This window comes from Streptomyces melanosporofaciens (assembly GCF_900105695.1).
Lineage (GTDB): Bacteria > Actinomycetota > Actinomycetes > Streptomycetales > Streptomycetaceae > Streptomyces > Streptomyces antimycoticus.
The window spans coordinates 6,660,765-6,677,893 of record NZ_FNST01000002.1 but is presented as its reverse complement, the minus strand read 5'-3'; the positions used below and the strand labels follow the sequence as shown (position 1 = coordinate 6,677,893).

Below are 17,129 nucleotides of genomic sequence, written 5' to 3'. Positions count from 1 at the left end.
GTTGACGTGACGCCGAAGTACATTCGGTGTCGCGATCCAGGAGGCAGTCATGGATGAACTTGATTCGGCGATCGTGCACCATCTGCAGGCCGATGGTCGGCTGTCTAACCGGGCCCTCGCCGAGAAGCTCGGTATCGCCCCCTCCACCTGCCTCGAACGCACCAGGCTGCTGCACAAGCGCGGCATCATCCAGGGCTACCGGGCCCAAGTCTCCCTGCGGGCACTCAACCGCTCCGTGCAGGCGATGGTCTTCACCCAGGTCCGGCCGCTGCGCCGGGATGTCGTCGCCGACTTCGAGCGGTCGGTGACCCGGCTACCAGAGGTGGTCTCCGTCTACACGATGGCCGGCAGCGACGACTTCCTCGTCCACGTCACGGCCCAGGACATCGACCACCTGCACGCTTTCCTCCTGGACCAGTTCACCAACCGCCGGGAGATCGTCAGCTTCCGCACCTCGATCATCTACCAGCACCTCACCAACCCCGTGCTCGACCCACTCCCCCCGGAGACAGAGCACCTGTGACGCCACGCGGTCACCGGACAGACCCCTGCTCCGATGTCCAGCTACGCTCCAATACATCGCGCTTGACGGAGCGTCCGAAGGTGCGGCGGTAGGCGGTGGGGGTGGTGCCCAGTGCGCGCCGGAAGTGCAGCCGCAGGTTGGCCGCCGTGCCCAGTCCGCAGTCCCGCGCCACCCGATCCATCGGGTGGTCCGTGGTTTCCAGCAGTTCCCGCGCCCTGCTGAGGCGGGCGCCCTGCAACCACTGCAACGGGGTCGTGCCCGTCTCCTCGGTGAACCGGCGCATGAAGGTGCGCTGCGAGAGACCCGCGTGCCGGGCGAGCACGCGCAGCGTGAGCGGCTCGGCGAGCCGGTGCAGGGCCCATCCCCGGGTACCGGACAGTGACGCCTCACCGGCCACCGCGACGGGAGCGGGCACGTACTGGGCCTGCCCACCGTCCCGGTGGGGGGCGGCCACCAGACCGCGGGCGATCTCGTTGGCCACCACCGCCCCCAGGTCGCGGCGCACGAGGTGCAGGCACAAGTCGATGCCGCAGCACACCCCGGCCGACGTGAGCACGTCGCCCTCGTCGACGTAGAGCACATCACGGTCGACCTGAACGGCCGGGAAGCCCTGCTCGAACTCGTCGATGTGCTTCCAGTGGGTGGTGGCGTGCAGCCCGTCCAGTACACCCGCCGCGGCCAGTGCGAAGGCGCCCGTGCAGATCGACACCACACGCGTGCCTCGGTCGCGGGCCCCGGCCAGCGTCTCGAGCACGGCGTCCGGCAGTTGGAGGATCGGTTCGAATCCCGGCACGACCACGGTGTCGGCGGTGCGCACCTGCTCCAGCTCCCCGTCGGCGACCAGGGCGAAACCCGCGCTGGTGACCACCTTCGCGTCCAGCGCGCACAGGGTCATCTCGTAAGGGGTTTCCGGCCGGGTGGTGAAGATCTGCGTCGGGATCGCCAGGTCGAGCGGGGTGACCCCGTCCAGCGCCAGGACCGCGACTCGATGCACTGTCATGGCAAGATTCTATCGAAGTAAGGGAATTTTGCCTCTCGCCAGGTCAGGGCGGTCGCGGCCAGGCTGAGGACATGACCGGATCTCCCCGCGAGGCGACCGCCGACCTGATCACGCTGCCCGGCACACCGCTTGCCGACGCCGTCGTGAACCTCATCCGACCGGTGGAAACGCCGTCCGTGTTCAACCACAGCCTCCGCAGCTATCTGTTCGCCCGGCTGGTGGCAGGCCGCCTCGGCCTGGCCGTCGGCCACGACTACCAGGACGACCTGTTGTTCGCCGCGTGCGCGATGCACGACCTCGGCGTGGCGTCGGACGGCCCGCACAGCCAGCGGTTCGAGGTCGAAGGCGCCGACCGGGCCGCCGCGTTCCTCATCGAACGCGGAGTGCCCGCGGCCGACGCCGACCAGGTCTGGCAGGCCATCGCCCTGCACACCTCACCGGGTATCGCGGAACGCCGCGGCACGCTGTGCGTGCTCGTCCGCGAAGGCGTCGCGCTCGACTTCGGCGGCCCCCTGGCTACCGGCCACATCGACGCCGTCACCGATGAGCAGGCCGACGCCATGCACGCCGCCTATCCGCGGCTGGACATGATCCGCTCACTCACCGACGCGATCGTCGCGCAGGCCGCGAAGAACCCGACGAACGCACCCCGGTACACGATTCCCGGCGAATTCCTCCGCGAACGCGAGACCTTCGGCCGGACCCGGCTGGAGCACGCCTGCCGTTCGTCCCGCTGGGACGACTGACTCCGCGGACTCCACGCCTTTCGTCAACAAGGAAAAGGAAGCACCGCCATGACCATCCACACCGTCGAGGTCCCCGAGGACAACGTCGTCTTCGGGCAAACCACCAGCGCCTTCGCGGGCTTCGGCTACTCCGCCGCGGTCCGCGCGCACGGCCTCCTGTTCATCGCGGGAACGATCGGCCGCCGAGCCGACGGAACCATCCCGGACACCATCGAGGAGCAGACCGAGATCGCCATCCGGAAGATCGAGGAGATCCTTCGGCTGGAGAACCTCGACCTGTCCGCCCTCGTCGACGTCACCAGCTACCACGTCGACATCCGCCGGCATCTGCCCGGCTTCATCGAGGCCAAACAGCGCCTCGTCACAGCGCCTTACCCGACCTGGACGATCATCGGGGTCAGCGGCCTCGCCAGCCCGGGTCTCCTCGTCGAAATCCGCGCGACCGCCGCGTACCCGGACGCATCCAGGTAGCCGCCGCTCGTGGGCCCGCCCCCGGGCCCACGAGCTCGGCGGCGACCGACGTGCGGTCGTCGTGAGCACCGGGATGCCCACCGGGCCGCCTTCGGCCGAGCGGTGGGCGGACAAGGAGGCGGCCAAACGATCGACGGCCGGCACGGCGGCGTGGAAGTCTCGTGCTGTTGGCCCGGAATATGTGTCGGGGCTGCGGGACATCGCTCTAGACTGCAGGGTCAATGTTTCGCAAAGCCAGGTACGGCGCGGGGGAGCCCCGTACACGGCGCGGGGGAGCCCCGTACACAACGATTGGGTAGCCAGTGCTTCTGAAAACGTTCGGCTGGTCGTTCGCGGTCACCGCGCTCGGTCTGGTCGCGGCGGTGTTCTACGGGGGGTGGACCGGCTTCGGGATCGTGGCGATCCTGTCCATCCTCGAGATCTCGCTGTCCTTCGACAACGCCGTGGTCAACGCCGGGGTCCTGAAGAAGATGAATGCCTTCTGGCAGAAGATCTTCCTCACCATCGGCGTCCTGATCGCGGTCTTCGGCATGCGTCTGGTCTTCCCGGTCGTGATCGTCGCCATCAGCGCCAAGATCGGTCCGATCGAAGCGGTACGGCTCGCGCTCGACGACAAGGACAAGTACCAGCAGTTGGTGACCGACGCCCACCCGTCGATCGCCGCCTTCGGTGGCATGTTCCTGCTGATGATCTTCCTCGACTTCATCTTCGAGGACCGGGAGATCAAGTGGCTCGCCTGGCTGGAGCGTCCGCTCGCCAAGCTCGGCAAGGTCGACATGCTCTCCGTCTGCATCGCGCTCGTCGTGCTGCTCGTCTCCGCGATGACCTTCGCCACCAACGCCCACCAGCACGGCGGCATCCATGCGGACAAGACGGAGACCGTCCTGATCGCCGGCATCGCGGGCTTGATCACCTACCTGATCGTCGGCGGCCTCTCCGGCTACTTCGAGAACAAGCTCGAGGAAGAGGAGGAGCGCGAGCACGAGGCCGAGGAAGAGGCCAAGCGGAGCGGCAAGAAGGTCCCGGCGGTCGTTATGGCCGGCAAGGCCGCGTTCTTCATGTTCCTCTACCTGGAGGTCCTGGACGCGTCCTTCTCCTTCGACGGGGTCATCGGCGCCTTCGCGATCACCAACGACATCGTCCTGATGGCGCTCGGCCTCGGCATCGGCGCGATGTACGTCCGTTCGCTGACGGTCTATCTGGTCCGCCAGGGCACCCTCGACGACTACGTCTACCTGGAGCACGGCGCGCACTACGCGATCGGCGCCCTCGCCGTGATCCTGCTCGTCACCATCCAGTACGAGATCCACGAGGTCATCACGGGTCTCGTCGGCGTCGTCCTGATCGCCTGGTCCTTCTTCTCCTCGGTCCAGCGCAACCGCAGGTCGGCGGCGGCCGAGGGGAAGGACACGGGGTCCAACGAGAAGGCTGAGGTCTCCTCCGGCGTCTGAGCCGGGCCGTCGGCGGCGGCCGCAGGGCCGCAGGGCCGCCGCCAAGCCGCCGGTGTTGCTCAGCCCTGGGTAGGAGAGGGGCCCGGCGGTTCGGAGGGGGCGAGAAGGTAGGAATGGAGCTGCCCGAGCAGTTCGGCGATGCCTTCCCGGTCCGCGCGGTAGCGGACCAGTTTGCCGCTGCGCGTCGACTGGAGCAGGCCGCCGCGCCGGAGGACCGCGAGGTGCTCGGAGGTGGTCGACGGGCCGAGTCCGGCCCGCTCGGCCACCTCGCCGACGGTCAGTTCCTCGCCATTGATGAAGTGTGCGAAGAGCTTCTGACGGGTTCCGCTGGTCAGCGCCTTGAGGAAGACCTGGAGGTCGTCGCCGGGTACGGCGGCCTCGGGGCGTACGGCCACTCCCGTACCGGATTCCGCCTGCCCGGACACCTGGTCGCCGGCCGCCTGCGGGAGCTCATCCGGGGCCCGGGACGGGCGGGGAACGCGCAGGGGGCGGTGGAGGTCGAACTCGGTCGGGGGGATGTCCAGGGCTGAGCACGCCTCGCGGACGACGTCCCGCTCGCTGTCGTCGAAGTAGCCGTCGGCGCAGCCGATGACGATGCCGATCTGGATGACGGCCCGGGCCTCGGCGGGCCTCCGCTTCGCCTTGCCGATCTCCCGCATGGCGCTCGCCCTGCCGAGGGCGAAGTCCGTGGTGAGCTCGTCGAGGTGGTCCTCGAAGCGGCGGTGCAGATCGTCCGCGGGGAAGTTCTGGAGCACGTCGTTGGTGGCGATGAGCTGGGCGACGCGCCGCCGCTCGGACGGATCGATCGTGCCGTCCGCCGCAGCCACCAAGGCACACATCGCCATGCTCGCGTCCCGGAAAGCCCCGCTCCGCAAGTCGTTCTTCTTCGCCGTGAGCTGAGCCTGCATCGTCTGGACCGAGTCCTTGAGGCGGTCCCACAGCGTCATCTGCATCTCCTTGTCAGTAATACCTCCATAGTGAGGAGAAAACAGAATCTACAGGTTTGTAGAGCCCCCTCGCGCGCCGCCGCGACACCCGCGCTCCCCTTGGCTTCAAATGATCGGTTGCGGCACACCACGGCCACCTGGCGAATCGCCGGTCGGTGATACCTACGGGTCGCCCACCGGTGCTCGATCCATCACGACGTGAGTGTGGCGAAAAGGGCCGGAATCAACTGCGCGTCGGGGTAGCTCAGAGGCACGGTCAGCACCGGCTTCTCGGCACCCCGCCCGACAGATGTAGATCATGCCGTTGTGCAGCCGCGGAGTGCACTCCTCGGGCTGGTCGGCTCGGCGGCCTGGCTGGTAGAAGTGCACGCGCACCACAGGCCCGCCGTAGTACGGGTACCTGCCCACCGCGAAGTCCCATGTGCTGTCGTGGGTCGTCGGGTACAGGAAGCGCTTGGTGGCGGTGTGGGTCGCCGTACAACTGGCCCACTCCGCCTGGTCGAGCGCGAGCGAGTGCCCGCCGAAGATGATCTCCCGCGCGCCCGGTCGAGCCCCGACCTGGTCTCTGAGCTCGGCCATGAACCGTTCCATCGCCTGGCGCGGTCCGCTCCCGACGGCTCAGCCGGATGACAGCGGCTGCGTGGTCTGGGTGGCGGCAATTCGCACGTACTCGAGTTTTTCCTCATCCGAAGAGCCCGGCTCTGCCGTATAGGTCACGATCCTCACGTCGTGGTCAGGCACTTTCAGCACATCGTTGTCGAGACCTATCTCCCCCACAAGAGGATGCCGCAGGCGTCTATGGCCGCCCAGGCGGGAGCCGAGCGCTGGGGTGCTCCACAGGCTCCGGAACTCCTCGCTGTTACTCATAACCTCATCAATCAGCATTCTGAAGTCCTCATCATGAGGGTATGCACCGTGCGTTATCCGAAGGTCTACGACCAGAGCAGCTTTGAATTCGGGGGTGCTCTGTTCGACGGGAAAGAGCGGACGGCCCGTATCCGACGGCTCGCTGAACACCGCGCGTACCAGGTTTCGCTCTTCTGGCGATCGAAGGGACGGGTCACCCAGCAAGGCCGCCCACATGGACGTCCATGTCAGCAGGGTCCATGAGGCGGAGAACACGCCCACCGGGATGTTTCCCCAGCGGCTGACAAGCCGTTGTACACCAGGCGGCATCTGATGCGGGATGGTGGGCGGCGTCGGCGGACGGAGCCCGGCCACCAGGTGCAGATGGCAGGTTTCATCCGTACTGAGTTGCAGCGCGCGGGCGAGTGCGGCCACGACGTCGCGAGAGGGGCGCTGGGACCGGCCCTGTTCAAGGCGCAGAAGGTAATCCGTGGATATTCCCGCCAGATGGGCGAGCTCTTCGCGGCGCAAGCCGGCGGTGCGCCGCCGGCGGGTGGCCGGCAGTCCGACGTCTTCCGTCGTAATGCGGGCACGCCAGCCACGCAGCGCGTTACCCAGCGAGTTCTCTGGACGACTCATGTTCCCATTGTTGCCGACCCGGCGGTCGGCAACATGGGACTGCCGTTCCTGGGATAACTGCCGGGCAGCCGGCGCGGCCGTGGTCGCCTCAGTCGTGGTGACCGAGGTGGGCCGTCAGAAGATTCGCATCCCCGCCTGTGGTGAGCGCACCGCTGGCGACGTAGACCGTGTCGCCGTCGACCGCCAGTGCTGTGGTGTTCTGCAGACCATCGCTCTCATCGAGGACGATACGGCCGGCCTTGCCCGGAGTGATGAGGACCACCTTGCTCGGGACATTGAGCGCGGCCAGCAGCTGATCACCGCGGCCGGTAAAGGCGAAATCATCGACGCTGTCGAGTCCGGATGCCATGACCTGATGCGGACCGGCCGTTCCCTTTTCTGTCAGCGGTATCCGAAGGATTGTTCCTCGATCGAGGTTGGAGACCCATACAGCTCCGTTGTGCACCTTCACGCCGTTGGCGCCGAAGAAGTGCGTCGGGGCGAGATCCTCTCCCGCGGCCCAGAGCGCGGCAGTTCCGCCGTGCGATCCGACCTGCCACACTCTGCCCTGTGTGGAGTCGGTGAGGTAGAAGTTGCCCGTACGGTCGTCCCTGGCAAGTCCGTTGAGGAAGCTCGCCGCCGGAAGAGCGGCGACGCGCTCCGGCTTTCCTCCCGGGCGCAGTTTCCAGAGGCCGGTGAGGGATGCGTCCCCTGCCGAATACAGGAAGTAGAGGGTTCCATCTCCGGTTCGTTCGATCCCTGTCACCGCGGCGGCCCCGGGGCCAGGGGTGTTCACTCCCCCATCCGCGGGGAGCGGCATGGTCGCCAATACCTCAACGTGTCCGCCGAGCGTGACGTGAGCCACCTGCCGCGACAGGATGAACCCGACATCCGCTGACCCGTTCGGCCGCACGACGACGCTCTCCGCCACCTGCCCGGCTGGACGGTCGAAATGGGCGACGATCCGCGGGTGCGAGAGGGGCGGCACAGCCGCTTCGGCCGTTGACGAGACCGCGGTAAGTCCGATCAGGGCGCCGGCAGTGGTCACCGCCAGGTGGAAGACAAGGTGTTTTGGCATGATCGCCTCCGAAGGTGACGCGCTTCATCAAGGGCGGGCCACCGCGGCAAACAGAACCGAAGGCTGGCCCGCAGGAAGAAGCATCAGCGCACCCGCGTGGCTCAACCAGTACCCGGCTGGTCCCTTGAACCGCAGGACCATGCTGTCCGGCGCAGGCGCAGGCCGATCCTCCACATCGCCGACGATCATGACGCGTACGCTCGTACGCATGGTTGAGCATCGAATGGTCGACACGAACGGGATTCGGCTGCATATCGCCGAGGAAGGCGAAGGCCCCCTGGTCGTGCTGCTGCACGGCTTTCCCGAGTCATGGCACTCCTGGCACCACCAGTTCGGCCCCCTGGTCGAGGCGGGGTTCCGAGTGGTCGCCCCCGACCAGCGTGGATACGGGCGCAGCGACCATCCCGAGGACGTCGACGCGTACAGCATCCTCCACCTGGTCGGCGACGTCGTCGGCCTGATCCGGGCGCTGGGCGAGGACAAGGCGTATGTCGTCGGGCACGACTGGGGCGCGCCGGTCGCCTGGAACACCGCGCTGCTACGGCCGGACATGGTGCTCGGGGTGGCCGGCCTGAGCGTCCCACCGCCGTTCCGCGGCTCGCAGCCTCCGCTGGCCGCCATGGAGAAGAGGTTCGGTGGCCGCTTCTACTGGAACTACTTCAACCGCCCCGGTGTCGCCGACGCCGAGTTCGCGAGGGACACCCGCACCACATTGCGGAAGATCTTCTACTCGATTTCCGGCGACGCTCCCGACACGGTCGACCAGCCGCTCGTCGACCCCGAGCGGGGCTGGCTCGCCACCATGCAGGACCCCGACGTACTGCCGGAGTGGTTCACCGAGGACGACCTCGACGCGCTCACCGAGAGCTTCTCCCAGGGCTTCACCGGAGCTCTCAACTGGTACCGCAATCTCGACCGCAACTGGGAACTGACCGCGCCCTGGCACGGCGCCGTCGTCACCCCGCCCGCCCTGTACATCTACGGCGACCGCGACCCCGTTCCCGCTTTCCCCGGCACGCCCGAACTCATCGCGAGCCTGCCCGATCTGATGCCCAACCTGCGACGCGCGCCCCTCGAACTGGCGGGCTGCGGACACTGGACACAGCAGGAACGCCCGGCGGAGGTGAACGCCGCGCTCATCGAATTCCTCAGGGCCGGCTCGTGAGCCCGGCGCGCCGAGTCGCCACGCCCGACATCCGGGCGCGGCCGGTCCTCAGGCGGGTCGCTCGGCCATGATGACCACGCTCGGCCCGGTGTGCTCGGCCGCGGGGAGCCGAAGTTCGGCGACCGGGTGCAGGCCGGCCTGCTCGATCAGGTCCACGAGTTGTTCCGGCCGCCATTTGTGTGTCGTCCAGCGAACGGGCACACCTCCGTAGGCCTCGGTGCGCACCTTGTCCTCGTCGCCGACGTGTGTCCCGGTGATGAAGTGTCCGCCCGGCTTCAGGGCGCGCGCGAACAAGGTGAGGACCTGGGGAAGGACGTCGCGAGGGAGGGTGAACAGCGACCACCACCCGAGTACGCCGCCGAGCGACGCTTCCTCGAGGTCGAGGTCGGTGACGGAGGCGACGCTGAAGCGGCATTGCGGATGAAGACGGCGCGCGTTTTCGATCATGCGGGGTGAGAGATCGACTCCGGACACGTCGAGTCCACGTTCGGCGAGATAGGCGGTCACCATTCCGGGTCCGCAGCCGACGTCGAGGACGGGCCCGAGGTCGCCCACGGTGTCGGCGAAGGCGTCGATGGACGCCTTGAGCCAGGGATGACGACGGATGTCACCGACTCCCGTCGTCACCACCATGTGGACGTAGTTGTCGGCCACCCGGTCATAGGACTCTCGGACCACGTCGAGATCGGCCGGGCGGTCCATACGGTGTGTGCGCATCAGCCAACAATAGGGTGGCGATGGCCGTCAGCAGCACTGTCCGACCTCGGTCGGGGAGGCGCAAGGGGCTGCCGGTCCGACGTCAGCCCTTGCGGGTCTTGACCTCTTCGGTCAGCTGCGGGACGACCTCGAAGAGGTCACCGACCACGCCGTAGTCGACCAGGTCGAAGATCGGAGCCTCGGCGTCCTTGTTGACCGCCACGATCGTCTTCGAGGTCTGCATACCGGCCCGGTGCTGAATCGCACCCGAGATACCCGCCGCGATGTACAACTGCGGCGAGACCGTCTTACCGGTCTGACCGACCTGATGGGTGTGCGGATACCAGCCCGCGTCCACCGCCGCACGCGAAGCACCCACCGCCGCACCCAGGGAGTCGGCCAACGCCTCGACGACCGGGAAGTTCTCCGCACCACCCACACCACGGCCACCGGAGACCACGATCGCCGCCTCAGTCAACTCCGGACGCCCCGTCGACTCACGCGGCGTACGCGAAACCACCTTCGTCCCCCTCGCCTGCTCCGAGAACGACACCGACAACCCCTCGACCGCACCCGCGGCCGAAGCGGCCTCCACCGCCGCCGAATTCGGCTTCACCGTGATCACCGGCGTGCCCTTGGACACCCGGGACTTGGTCGTGAAAGCGGCCGCGAACACCGACTGCGTCACCACCGGACCCCCCTCACCCGCCTCCAGATCCACCGCGTCGGTGATGATGCCCGACCCGATACGGACCGCGAGGCGCGCCGCGATCTCCTTGCCCTCCGCGGAGGACGGGAACAACACAGCGGCCGGCGACACCGCCTCATACGCGGCCTGAAGCGCGTCCACCTTCGGGACCACGAGGTAGTCGGCGAACTCGGACGCGTCAGCGGTCAGCACCCTCACCGCACCGTGCTCGGCCAGAACGGACGCGGTGTTCTCGGCACCGGCACCCAGCGCGACGGCGACGGGCTCGCCGACACGGCGGGCCAAAGTCAGCAGCTCAAGGGTGGGCTTGCGGACGGCACCGTCCACGTGGTCGACATAGACAAGGACTTCAGCCATGGGAATCGCTCTCCTGCGACATGCGAAAGAAATGGACGGTAAGGACAGCGCGGCTCAGATGAACTTCTGACCCGCCAGGCGGCATCAGATGAATTTGCCCTCCGCGAGAAAGGCGGCCAGCTGCTTGCCGCCCTCGCCCTCGTCCTTGACGATCGTGCCCGCGGTACGGGCCGGACGCTCCGTGGCACCGTCCACCGCGGTCCAGGCACCCTCGAGACCGACCTCGTCCGCCTCGATCTCCAGGTCCTCCAGATCCCAGGACTCCACCGGCTTCTTCTTCGCCGCCATGATGCCCTTGAACGACGGGTAACGCGCCTCACCCGACTGGTCCGTCACCGACACCACCGCCGGAAGCCGCGCCTCCAGCAACTCCGTCGCGGAGTCACCGTCCCGGCGCCCCTTCACCGTGCCGTCCTCGACCGACACCTCCGACAGCAGCGACACCTGCGGCACACCCAGCCGCTCCGCCAGCATCGCCGGAAGCACACCCATTGTGCCGTCCGTCGACGCCATCCCGCAGACCACCAGGTCATACCCGGCCTTCTCGACAGCCTTGGCCAGCACCAGCGAAGTACCCAGCGCGTCCGTGCCGTGCAGATCGTCGTCCTCGACATGCACGGCCTTGTCCGCACCCATCGACAGCGCCTTGCGCAGCGCGTCCTTGGCATCCTCCGGACCGACCGTCAGCACGGTGATCTCGGCGTCATCGGCCTCGTCGGCGATCTGGAGGGCCTGCTCGACCGCGTACTCGTCCAGCTCCGAGAGCAGGCCGTCCACATCGTCGCGATCGACGGTCAGGTCCTCGGCGAAGTGCCGGTCGCCGGTGGCGTCGGGCACGTACTTCACACAGACAACGATCCTCAAGCTCACGCCGGCTCTCCTTACTGTTCGTGGATGTCCGCGCTGCCCCACCGGAGCACCTGGATGAGGATATGGCACTCAGTACCCTCAGTAAAGGCACTCAGTATCGCTTTCGCCGGGCGCTGGTGCTACGTTCCCCCCATGGCGGACGTACGCGACGACGGCGGGGCGACCGCGGCGGTGGGCGGGCCCGGGCCGTCCGGCAAGGCACCTATGCGCGAGGTACTCATCGAGGCCGCGTTCCAGCTCTTCGTGGAGCATGGCTTCGAGCGGACCACGGTGGACGACATCGTGGCGCGGGCCGGCGTGGGGCGCCGGTCGTTCTTCCGCTACTTCCCGTCCAAGGAAGACGTCGTCTTCCCCGACCATGAGCGCTGCCTGACCGAGATGAGCGCCTTCCTCGCCACGAGCACCGACGGCGAACCGCTCGACGTGATCTGTGACGCGGCCCGGCTCGTCATGCGGATGTACGCCGCGAATCCGGAGTTCTCCGTACAGCGCTATCGGCTCACCCGCGAGGTGCCCAGCCTGCGCGGCTACGAGCTGTCCGTGGTGCACCGCTACGAGCGCACCCTGGCCCACTACCTGCGGCAACGCTATGCCGGAGACCCGAACGGAGCGCTGCGGGCCGAAGTGCAGGCCGCGGCCATCGTCGCCGCGCACAACAACGGGCTGCGGACCTGGCTGCGGAGCGGGGGGCACGGCGACGGCGCGCAGGCGGTGGATCAGTCGCTGGCATTCCTCCGGCAGACATGGGGCAGTGCCCGCGAATCCGCGGAGAGCGGCGCCGCGCCCACGCCGCAGAGCGAGGAGGACGATGTGGTCGTCATCGTCGCGCCGCGGAAGGCTCCCCTGTGGCGCGTGGTGCAGAAGATCGAGAAGACGTTGGGGGACGACTAGCCACCGACTGGCCACCGGCGTGGCACTCAGCACCCGGAGAGGGTACTCAGTGCCATACCGTGGCCGGTGCCGGGTTCATGAGGGCGGCGCCGACCCGCCAACTGCCGCGCGCGTGTACCGATGCACACCGTCGGCGAACGCCACCGTCGCCCGGCCCCGCAATACCAGGACATCGAGGTGTGCGGCCGTCTCATTGATCGCGAGCATCTGGTTGAAGGCGCTCAACTCCACGAACGGCACGGCCCGTCGCGTCCAGGCCAGCTTGCGCGCCACCGCGTGGGCGTCGAGTGTGTTCTCGCCCAGCGCCGCCAGGCTTCTGGCCAGCCGTTCGTCGTGGTGGGTGAGCAGTTCGTCGACCCGGGTGTGGGTGCTGTCGGCCACCGGCCCGTGTGCGGGCAGCAGGCGGGCGTCGGCGTAGCGGGTCATCAGCCGCAGCGAGTCCAGGTAGTCGGCGAGCGGACGGCCGCCCGGTTCGGCCAGCTCGAAGCCGATGGACGGGGTGATATGCGGCAGGACGTGGTCCCCGGAGAACACCAGCCCCCGCTCTTCGTCCAGAAAGACCACATGGCCCTTGGTGTGTCCGGGGGTGGGGACGACCCGCAGCTCGCGCTCGCCGAAGCGCAGGGTCTCGGCGCCGAGCCAGCGGTCGGGGGCCTCCCACACGCTCGGGTCGTAGCCGCCGTGGTCCATCGCCTCGATGCGGTCGGCAAGGTCCCCGGCTCCCGCCGCGCGCAGGGTCCGCAGCGAGCCCACGGGCTGGTCGCTGCGCAGCCGGTCGAGCATCTCCAGGCCGGGGCGCTCCCCCGCGCCGAGGTAGACGCGCGAGCCCAGCAGCCGGCGCAGTTCCACCGCCTGGGTGTAGTGGTCGCGGTGGATGTGGGTGACCAGGATGTGGCTGATGTCGCCGGGGTCGCGGTCGATGGCGGCCAGGGCGTCCTCGAGCACCTTGCGCGCCTCGGGGATCGCCCAGCCCCCGTCGATCATGACGATGCCGTCGTCGGCCAGATCCTCCAGGAGGTAGACGTTGACGGCGCGCAGCCCGTCGCCCGGAAGGGGCAGCGGCACGCGGTGCACCCCGGGCTGTACGGTCTGGATTCCGGCCTCCGCCCAGGGAGCCTGATCGAACCGTGCCGTCATGATCCTCCTTCGCGGGTATGCAGCCTGATGGCCAGGTCCCGGGCCCCGCCCCGGTCGAGCTTGCCGACCTTCGTCTGGGGCAGCTCCTCGACACCGTAGACGTACTCGGGCCACTTGGTCTTGGACAGACCGACGCTCTCCAGATGGCCGGTCACCTCGGCCAGTTCGACGCCGCCGCCGTCCTCGGCGACGACGAGCAGCGCCACGCGTTCGCCGAGGACATCGTCGGGGACCGGTGCGACACAGGCTCTGGCCACGCGTGGGTGGCTGGCGACCGCACGCTCTATCTCGGTGATGTCGATGTTGCGGCCGCCGCGGATGATGATGTCCTTCTCGCGGCCCATGATGGTGAGGGTGCCGTCGCCGTGGACCATCAGCAGATCGCCGGTGGGCAGATAGCCGTCCCCCGTCAGCTCGGGCGGATCGGTCCTGCCCTCGCGGGCGTACCCGAGGAAGAGGGAGGGGCCGCGGACCTGTGCCCGGCCGGTCACCCCCGGGCCGGCCGGCTGACCGTCGGCGGTGAGCGCGCGCACGTCCGTCCCCGGGAAGGGGCGGCCGTCCCTGCCGAGCCGGATCTCCTCGGGGTCGTCGGGGCTCGGCGAGGTGTGGCCGAGGCATTCGGACATGCCGAAGACGCGGAGGATCTTGGTGCCCAGGGACCGTTCGGCCCGGGCCAGGGCCCCGCGGTCCATGGGCCCGCCGCCGACGGTGATCGACCGGACGCCCCGGAGGACGCCGGATCCGGCCGCCTCGGTGCCCATCTGCAGCGCCATGGTCGGTACGCACATGGTCCAGCGGACACCGGCGTCGGCCATCCGCCGCAGCGCGACCGCCCGGTCCCACTTCCCGGTCAGGACGAGCGGGCCGCGCAGCAGGAGGGAGAGATAGACCCCGAAGCAGTACGCCGCCGTGGACGACAGCGGCACGATCGCGGCGACGGCGTCGCCCGGCGCCAGGCCGTTGATGTCGATGGTGCTCGTGGCGGCGTAGCGCAGGGCCCGCTCGGACTGGACGACGCCTTTGGGGCGCCCGGTCGATCCGGAGGTCAGGCCGATGAGGGCGCCACCGGCCCACCGCGACACCTCACGGCTGTCCGGTGCGGATCGGCAGGTCCACCCGTCGAGCACCGTCCGCGCCGGGTCCGGCAGCCGGGTGGGCACCGCCCACTCGTCCATCGCCGAGGGCTCGGCGACGACGGCGTCCGGGCGAATGTCCTCCCATGCGGCGGTGAACTCGGCGGGTGTGGTGTGCCGATTGACCACCGCGAGGACCCCGCCCCGCAGCCCCACGGCGAGGGTGGCGGCGACGGTGCGCCATGAGTTGTCCGCCTGGACCAGGACGGTGCCGACCGAGCCGTCGGCCTCGCCCGCGGACAGCGCTCCGGCCAGCCGTACGGCCTCGTCGAGCAGCTGCCGGGCCGTATGGCTGCCGGTGTCGTCGATCACGGCGGTGAAGTCCGCTTCTTCCGCCTTCTGCTGGAACTCCCGCGCTACCTGTCGCATCCTGCCCCTCGTTGCGCTGTGCCGAACTCCGCTTGCCGAACGCTGTGGTGCTTGACCTGCCGCTGGCCCCCTGCCGGGCGGCCCCGGAATCCTCAGGCGGCGAACATCTCCGCCTCGTGTCCCATGACCGCGATCCGGCGGCCCTTCATGTCGCCGACCTGGGCGACGGCCTCGGCCCACTCGGGGCTCGCGAGGGCCTTCTTCAGGTCCTCCGGGGAGTCGAAGCCGAGCACGGAGATCCCGTCCCAGCCCTCGGAACGCGGCTCCAGAGCGGCGTCGATATCGGTGTGGCGCCAGGAGCGCAGCCCGGGCAGGCGGTAGGTCAGCTCCGCGTGGTCGCCGCGCCACCAGGTGATGAACTGCTCATGCGTCCACTCCGGGGGCCGGGCTGCCAGCAGGACGAGGTTGTACATGACGGTGCTCCGCACGGGGTCGAGGGGATGTGGGTGGTGAGCGGGTCCGAGACCGCTCAGGTGAAGCGGATCTCGGACGAGCGCCCGATGAGCAGGCGCCGCAGCCGGCCTTCGCCGTTCACCTGCCCGGCGGCGACGAAGCTGGCCTCGGGGACGCCCGCCCGGCGTACCTCGCCCAGGAAGAGCTCGTCCTGGCCGAGCGTGGTCGCCGACAGCAGATGGTGGGTACGGGTACCCTTCTCACGCTGTTCGAGATAGCCGACGAGGGCGGCGCGGTCCCCGGCGAAGTCGGTGGCGTTGCCGTCACCGGTGGAGAACAGGATGGACAGCGAGAAGTCGTCGCTGATCAGGTCGAGGATCCGGGACGGCTCGTCGCCGTCCAGTATCTCGAACCACGCGGTGAGGAAGGGGGCCGCGGCCGGGGTGTCCGTCATGCCCGGCTCCCGTCGCTCACCCAGTCGACCAGTTCGAACGAGGTGGTGAAGAAGGACTGGTAGCGCGACAGGAGCCCGCCGGGCGAGATCACCGCGGCCGAGAGGAAGGAGCCGGTGTACCGCCCACCCTCCGTCACCACCCCGTACACGGTCTCGACGTCACCGTCCCGGCTGTGGCGCAGGATCTCATGCGACCGGTCCTTGGGGTTCCGGCCGGCGATATAGGCGGCGAAGTCCTCCTTGGATGTGCCGGTGACCTCACTGCCCGGCAGGGCGATGAGGAAGCGGAAGTCGGGTTCCAGCAGGTCCAGCGTCCGTTCCGGATGGTCGCTGTCCATACTGGCCATATACGTGCGCAACGTCATGACTGCGCCCTTTCGATGGGTGGCCGAGCGCTCTCGGGGACCCGGGGCCGTTGGGACGACCCCCGGATCAACCTGAGTTCAGTTCAATTCAGATTGGATGCTAATCCCGGGGAAACACGGCTGACAAGAGTCCGCACGAAACGCGAAACGGCCCCCGGCGGATATCCGCCGGGGGCCGGAAGCGACAAGGAGCCGCTCAGGGGGTCACGTGGCGACCATACGTACGCAGGCGCCCTCGATCAGCTCGCTGATCTCGGACAGCGGCGTCGGCCCCGAGGGCCGGTACCACCGCCACACGCTGACGATCAGCCCGAGCACGCCCGAGCCCAGCAGCTGCGCGTCCCGGAGCGGGAAGGCACCCATGGACATGCCCCGGACCAGCAGGTTCGTCCAGTTCCGCTCGACGAGCTGGACCAGCTTGCGGGCCTCGACGCGCTCGGCCTCCTCCCGCTTGGACTTGCGCGTGCCGGAGAGCAGATCCATGTGGTTGTGCAGGATCCGCATCTGCAGGACCTCTTGCTCCGAGACGTCGTAGGCCGCGCGCACGGCCGCCCGGAGCGCCTCGGTCGGGTCCTCGACGCCCTCGGTCGCCTCCGTGAACTTGTCATGGGACCGCTGGAGCTCCAGCCGCATGATGGTCAGCAGGCAGTGCGTCTTGGACTCGAAGTAGTGGTACAGCGCCGTCTGCCCGATGCCGACCCGCTCCGCCACGGTGGACCACTTGGTGGCCTCGAACCCCGTCTCGCCGAAGCAGTCGACGGCGGCCGCCAGGATGGCGGCGCGCTTGGACCTCGGTCCCGCTTCCGGTTCAACGATTCTCGTCGCCATGCCTCGTCTCCTGGCTGCAGCCCACCGTGTCGGTACCCGAGAGTAGCCCCAAGCTGAACTCAGTTGCCAATCGACGTGAACG

General features: G+C 68.6%; 20 protein-coding genes and 1 pseudogene. 6 read left to right on the top strand and 15 right to left on the bottom strand.

Going from position 1 to position 17,129, the window contains the following annotated elements:
• The first annotated feature begins 49 nt into the window (after nucleotides 1-49).
• A complete protein-coding gene (locus BLV72_RS31705) occupies nucleotides 50-523 on the top strand; it encodes an Lrp/AsnC family transcriptional regulator (protein WP_093466563.1) in 474 nt (157 codons plus the stop codon).
• Between the two features lie 10 nt (nucleotides 524-533).
• On the opposite strand, the gene BLV72_RS31700 is transcribed toward BLV72_RS31705, so the two are convergent.
• Complete coding sequence (locus tag BLV72_RS31700; protein ID WP_093466561.1) at nucleotides 534-1,523, bottom strand: GlxA family transcriptional regulator; 990 nt, start codon at nucleotides 1,521-1,523, stop codon at nucleotides 534-536.
• Nucleotides 1,524-1,594: 71 nt separating this feature from the next.
• Here BLV72_RS31700 and BLV72_RS31695 point away from each other — a divergent pair, with 71 nt between their 5' ends.
• The 3 genes from BLV72_RS31695 to BLV72_RS31685 all read left to right on the top strand — a co-directional run bounded on the left by BLV72_RS31695 (nucleotide 1,595) and on the right by BLV72_RS31685 (nucleotide 4,191).
• Nucleotides 1,595-2,269 (top strand): HD domain-containing protein, encoded by a 675-nt coding sequence (locus tag BLV72_RS31695; RefSeq protein WP_093466559.1) that lies wholly within the window; start codon nucleotides 1,595-1,597, stop codon nucleotides 2,267-2,269.
• A 48-nt stretch (nucleotides 2,270-2,317) separates the two neighbouring features.
• On the top strand, nucleotides 2,318-2,740 hold the full coding sequence (locus BLV72_RS31690) for a RidA family protein (RefSeq protein ID WP_093466557.1): 423 nt from the start codon (nucleotides 2,318-2,320) through the stop codon (nucleotides 2,738-2,740).
• A 302-nt stretch (nucleotides 2,741-3,042) separates the two neighbouring features.
• Entirely contained in the window at nucleotides 3,043-4,191 is a 1,149-nt protein-coding gene (locus BLV72_RS31685) for a DUF475 domain-containing protein (RefSeq protein ID WP_093466555.1), read from the top strand.
• 59 nt (nucleotides 4,192-4,250) lie between these two features.
• On the opposite strand, the gene BLV72_RS50280 is transcribed toward BLV72_RS31685, so the two are convergent.
• The 5 genes and pseudogenes from BLV72_RS50280 to BLV72_RS31665 form a co-directional block, all read right to left on the bottom strand.
• A complete protein-coding gene (locus BLV72_RS50280) occupies nucleotides 4,251-4,586 on the bottom strand; it encodes an ArsR/SmtB family transcription factor (protein WP_244321461.1) in 336 nt (111 codons plus the stop codon).
• A 99-nt stretch (nucleotides 4,587-4,685) separates the two neighbouring features.
• Nucleotides 4,686-5,138, bottom strand: a pseudogene (locus tag BLV72_RS50275) (tellurite resistance TerB family protein); the annotation flags it as partial.
• A 162-nt stretch (nucleotides 5,139-5,300) separates the two neighbouring features.
• Entirely contained in the window at nucleotides 5,301-5,717 is a 417-nt protein-coding gene (locus tag BLV72_RS31675; RefSeq protein WP_143059817.1) for a hypothetical protein, read from the bottom strand.
• A 39-nt stretch (nucleotides 5,718-5,756) separates the two neighbouring features.
• Nucleotides 5,757-6,623 carry a helix-turn-helix domain-containing protein gene (locus BLV72_RS31670; RefSeq protein ID WP_093466550.1) on the bottom strand — a complete coding sequence of 289 codons (867 nt, stop codon included), beginning with the start codon at nucleotides 6,621-6,623 and terminating at the stop codon, nucleotides 5,757-5,759.
• A gap of 88 nt (nucleotides 6,624-6,711) precedes the next feature.
• On the bottom strand, nucleotides 6,712-7,680 hold the full coding sequence (locus BLV72_RS31665; protein ID WP_093466549.1) for an SMP-30/gluconolactonase/LRE family protein: 969 nt from the start codon (nucleotides 7,678-7,680) through the stop codon (nucleotides 6,712-6,714).
• 208 nt (nucleotides 7,681-7,888) lie between these two features.
• On the opposite strand from BLV72_RS31665, the gene BLV72_RS31660 reads away from it, so the two are divergent.
• Nucleotides 7,889-8,845: an alpha/beta fold hydrolase gene (locus tag BLV72_RS31660; RefSeq protein ID WP_167746431.1), complete on the top strand. Its 957-nt coding sequence runs from the start codon at nucleotides 7,889-7,891 to the stop codon at nucleotides 8,843-8,845.
• Nucleotides 8,846-8,893: 48 nt separating this feature from the next.
• On the opposite strand, the gene BLV72_RS31655 is transcribed toward BLV72_RS31660, so the two are convergent.
• The 3 genes from BLV72_RS31655 to BLV72_RS31645 all read right to left on the bottom strand — a co-directional run bounded on the left by BLV72_RS31655 (nucleotide 8,894) and on the right by BLV72_RS31645 (nucleotide 11,477).
• Nucleotides 8,894-9,562, bottom strand: a complete 669-nt coding sequence (locus tag BLV72_RS31655; RefSeq protein WP_093466545.1) for a class I SAM-dependent methyltransferase — start codon at nucleotides 9,560-9,562, stop codon at nucleotides 8,894-8,896.
• A gap of 82 nt (nucleotides 9,563-9,644) precedes the next feature.
• Nucleotides 9,645-10,607, bottom strand: coding sequence for an electron transfer flavoprotein subunit alpha/FixB family protein (locus BLV72_RS31650; RefSeq protein WP_093466543.1), 963 nt, complete (start codon nucleotides 10,605-10,607; stop codon nucleotides 9,645-9,647).
• A gap of 84 nt (nucleotides 10,608-10,691) precedes the next feature.
• A complete protein-coding gene (locus tag BLV72_RS31645; RefSeq protein WP_093466541.1) occupies nucleotides 10,692-11,477 on the bottom strand; it encodes an electron transfer flavoprotein subunit beta/FixA family protein in 786 nt (261 codons plus the stop codon).
• Nucleotides 11,478-11,609: 132 nt separating this feature from the next.
• On the opposite strand from BLV72_RS31645, the gene BLV72_RS31640 reads away from it, so the two are divergent.
• On the top strand, nucleotides 11,610-12,368 hold the full coding sequence (locus BLV72_RS31640) for a TetR family transcriptional regulator (RefSeq protein ID WP_208905787.1): 759 nt from the start codon (nucleotides 11,610-11,612) through the stop codon (nucleotides 12,366-12,368).
• Nucleotides 12,369-12,443: 75 nt separating this feature from the next.
• Here BLV72_RS31640 and BLV72_RS31635 read toward each other — a convergent pair whose 3' ends face one another.
• The 6 genes from BLV72_RS31635 to BLV72_RS31610 all read right to left on the bottom strand — a co-directional run bounded on the left by BLV72_RS31635 (nucleotide 12,444) and on the right by BLV72_RS31610 (nucleotide 17,047).
• A complete protein-coding gene (locus BLV72_RS31635) occupies nucleotides 12,444-13,505 on the bottom strand; it encodes an MBL fold metallo-hydrolase (RefSeq protein WP_093466539.1) in 1,062 nt (353 codons plus the stop codon).
• Nucleotides 13,502-15,007, bottom strand: coding sequence for a class I adenylate-forming enzyme family protein (locus tag BLV72_RS31630; RefSeq protein WP_093466537.1), 1,506 nt, complete (start codon nucleotides 15,005-15,007; stop codon nucleotides 13,502-13,504). The genes BLV72_RS31635 and BLV72_RS31630 overlap by 4 nt, the downstream gene beginning before the upstream one ends.
• Nucleotides 15,008-15,099: 92 nt before the next feature.
• The gene (locus BLV72_RS31625; protein WP_093466535.1) at nucleotides 15,100-15,420 is read right to left on the bottom strand and encodes an EthD family reductase; all 321 of its coding nucleotides are present in this window, start codon (nucleotides 15,418-15,420) and stop codon (nucleotides 15,100-15,102) included.
• 56 nt (nucleotides 15,421-15,476) lie between these two features.
• Nucleotides 15,477-15,854: a hypothetical protein gene (locus BLV72_RS31620; RefSeq protein ID WP_059143257.1), complete on the bottom strand. Its 378-nt coding sequence runs from the start codon at nucleotides 15,852-15,854 to the stop codon at nucleotides 15,477-15,479.
• On the bottom strand, nucleotides 15,851-16,219 hold the full coding sequence (locus BLV72_RS31615) for a nuclear transport factor 2 family protein (protein ID WP_093466534.1): 369 nt from the start codon (nucleotides 16,217-16,219) through the stop codon (nucleotides 15,851-15,853). The genes BLV72_RS31620 and BLV72_RS31615 overlap by 4 nt, the downstream gene beginning before the upstream one ends.
• A 204-nt stretch (nucleotides 16,220-16,423) precedes the next feature.
• Entirely contained in the window at nucleotides 16,424-17,047 is a 624-nt protein-coding gene (locus BLV72_RS31610; RefSeq protein ID WP_093466532.1) for a TetR/AcrR family transcriptional regulator, read from the bottom strand.
• Nucleotides 17,048-17,129: the final 82 nt, after the last annotated feature.

Excerpts from the sequence above, each read along its gene's own strand:
- BLV72_RS31635 (WP_093466539.1), bottom strand. The coding sequence starts at position 13,505 with ATGACGGCACGGTTCGATCAGGCTCCCTGGGCGGAGGCCGGAATCCAG.
- BLV72_RS31665 (WP_093466549.1), bottom strand. The coding sequence starts at position 7,680 with ATGCCAAAACACCTTGTCTTCCACCTGGCGGTGACCACTGCCGGCGCC.
- BLV72_RS31640 (WP_208905787.1), top strand. The coding sequence starts at position 11,610 with ATGGCGGACGTACGCGACGACGGCGGGGCGACCGCGGCGGTGGGCGGG.
- BLV72_RS31625 (WP_093466535.1), bottom strand. The coding sequence starts at position 15,420 with ATGTACAACCTCGTCCTGCTGGCAGCCCGGCCCCCGGAGTGGACGCAT.
- BLV72_RS31670 (WP_093466550.1), bottom strand. The coding sequence starts at position 6,623 with ATGAGTCGTCCAGAGAACTCGCTGGGTAACGCGCTGCGTGGCTGGCGT.
- BLV72_RS31630 (WP_093466537.1), bottom strand. The coding sequence starts at position 15,007 with ATGCGACAGGTAGCGCGGGAGTTCCAGCAGAAGGCGGAAGAAGCGGAC.
- BLV72_RS31705 (WP_093466563.1), top strand. The coding sequence starts at position 50 with ATGGATGAACTTGATTCGGCGATCGTGCACCATCTGCAGGCCGATGGT.
- BLV72_RS31655 (WP_093466545.1), bottom strand. The coding sequence starts at position 9,562 with ATGCGCACACACCGTATGGACCGCCCGGCCGATCTCGACGTGGTCCGA.
- BLV72_RS31675 (WP_143059817.1), bottom strand. The coding sequence starts at position 5,717 with ATGGCCGAGCTCAGAGACCAGGTCGGGGCTCGACCGGGCGCGCGGGAG.
- BLV72_RS31660 (WP_167746431.1), top strand. The coding sequence starts at position 7,889 with ATGGTTGAGCATCGAATGGTCGACACGAACGGGATTCGGCTGCATATC.
- BLV72_RS31695 (WP_093466559.1), top strand. The coding sequence starts at position 1,595 with ATGACCGGATCTCCCCGCGAGGCGACCGCCGACCTGATCACGCTGCCC.
- BLV72_RS31610 (WP_093466532.1), bottom strand. The coding sequence starts at position 17,047 with ATGGCGACGAGAATCGTTGAACCGGAAGCGGGACCGAGGTCCAAGCGC.
- BLV72_RS31620 (WP_059143257.1), bottom strand. The coding sequence starts at position 15,854 with ATGACGGACACCCCGGCCGCGGCCCCCTTCCTCACCGCGTGGTTCGAG.
- BLV72_RS31650 (WP_093466543.1), bottom strand. The coding sequence starts at position 10,607 with ATGGCTGAAGTCCTTGTCTATGTCGACCACGTGGACGGTGCCGTCCGC.
- BLV72_RS31700 (WP_093466561.1), bottom strand. The coding sequence starts at position 1,523 with ATGACAGTGCATCGAGTCGCGGTCCTGGCGCTGGACGGGGTCACCCCG.
- BLV72_RS31690 (WP_093466557.1), top strand. The coding sequence starts at position 2,318 with ATGACCATCCACACCGTCGAGGTCCCCGAGGACAACGTCGTCTTCGGG.
- BLV72_RS31615 (WP_093466534.1), bottom strand. The coding sequence starts at position 16,219 with ATGACGTTGCGCACGTATATGGCCAGTATGGACAGCGACCATCCGGAA.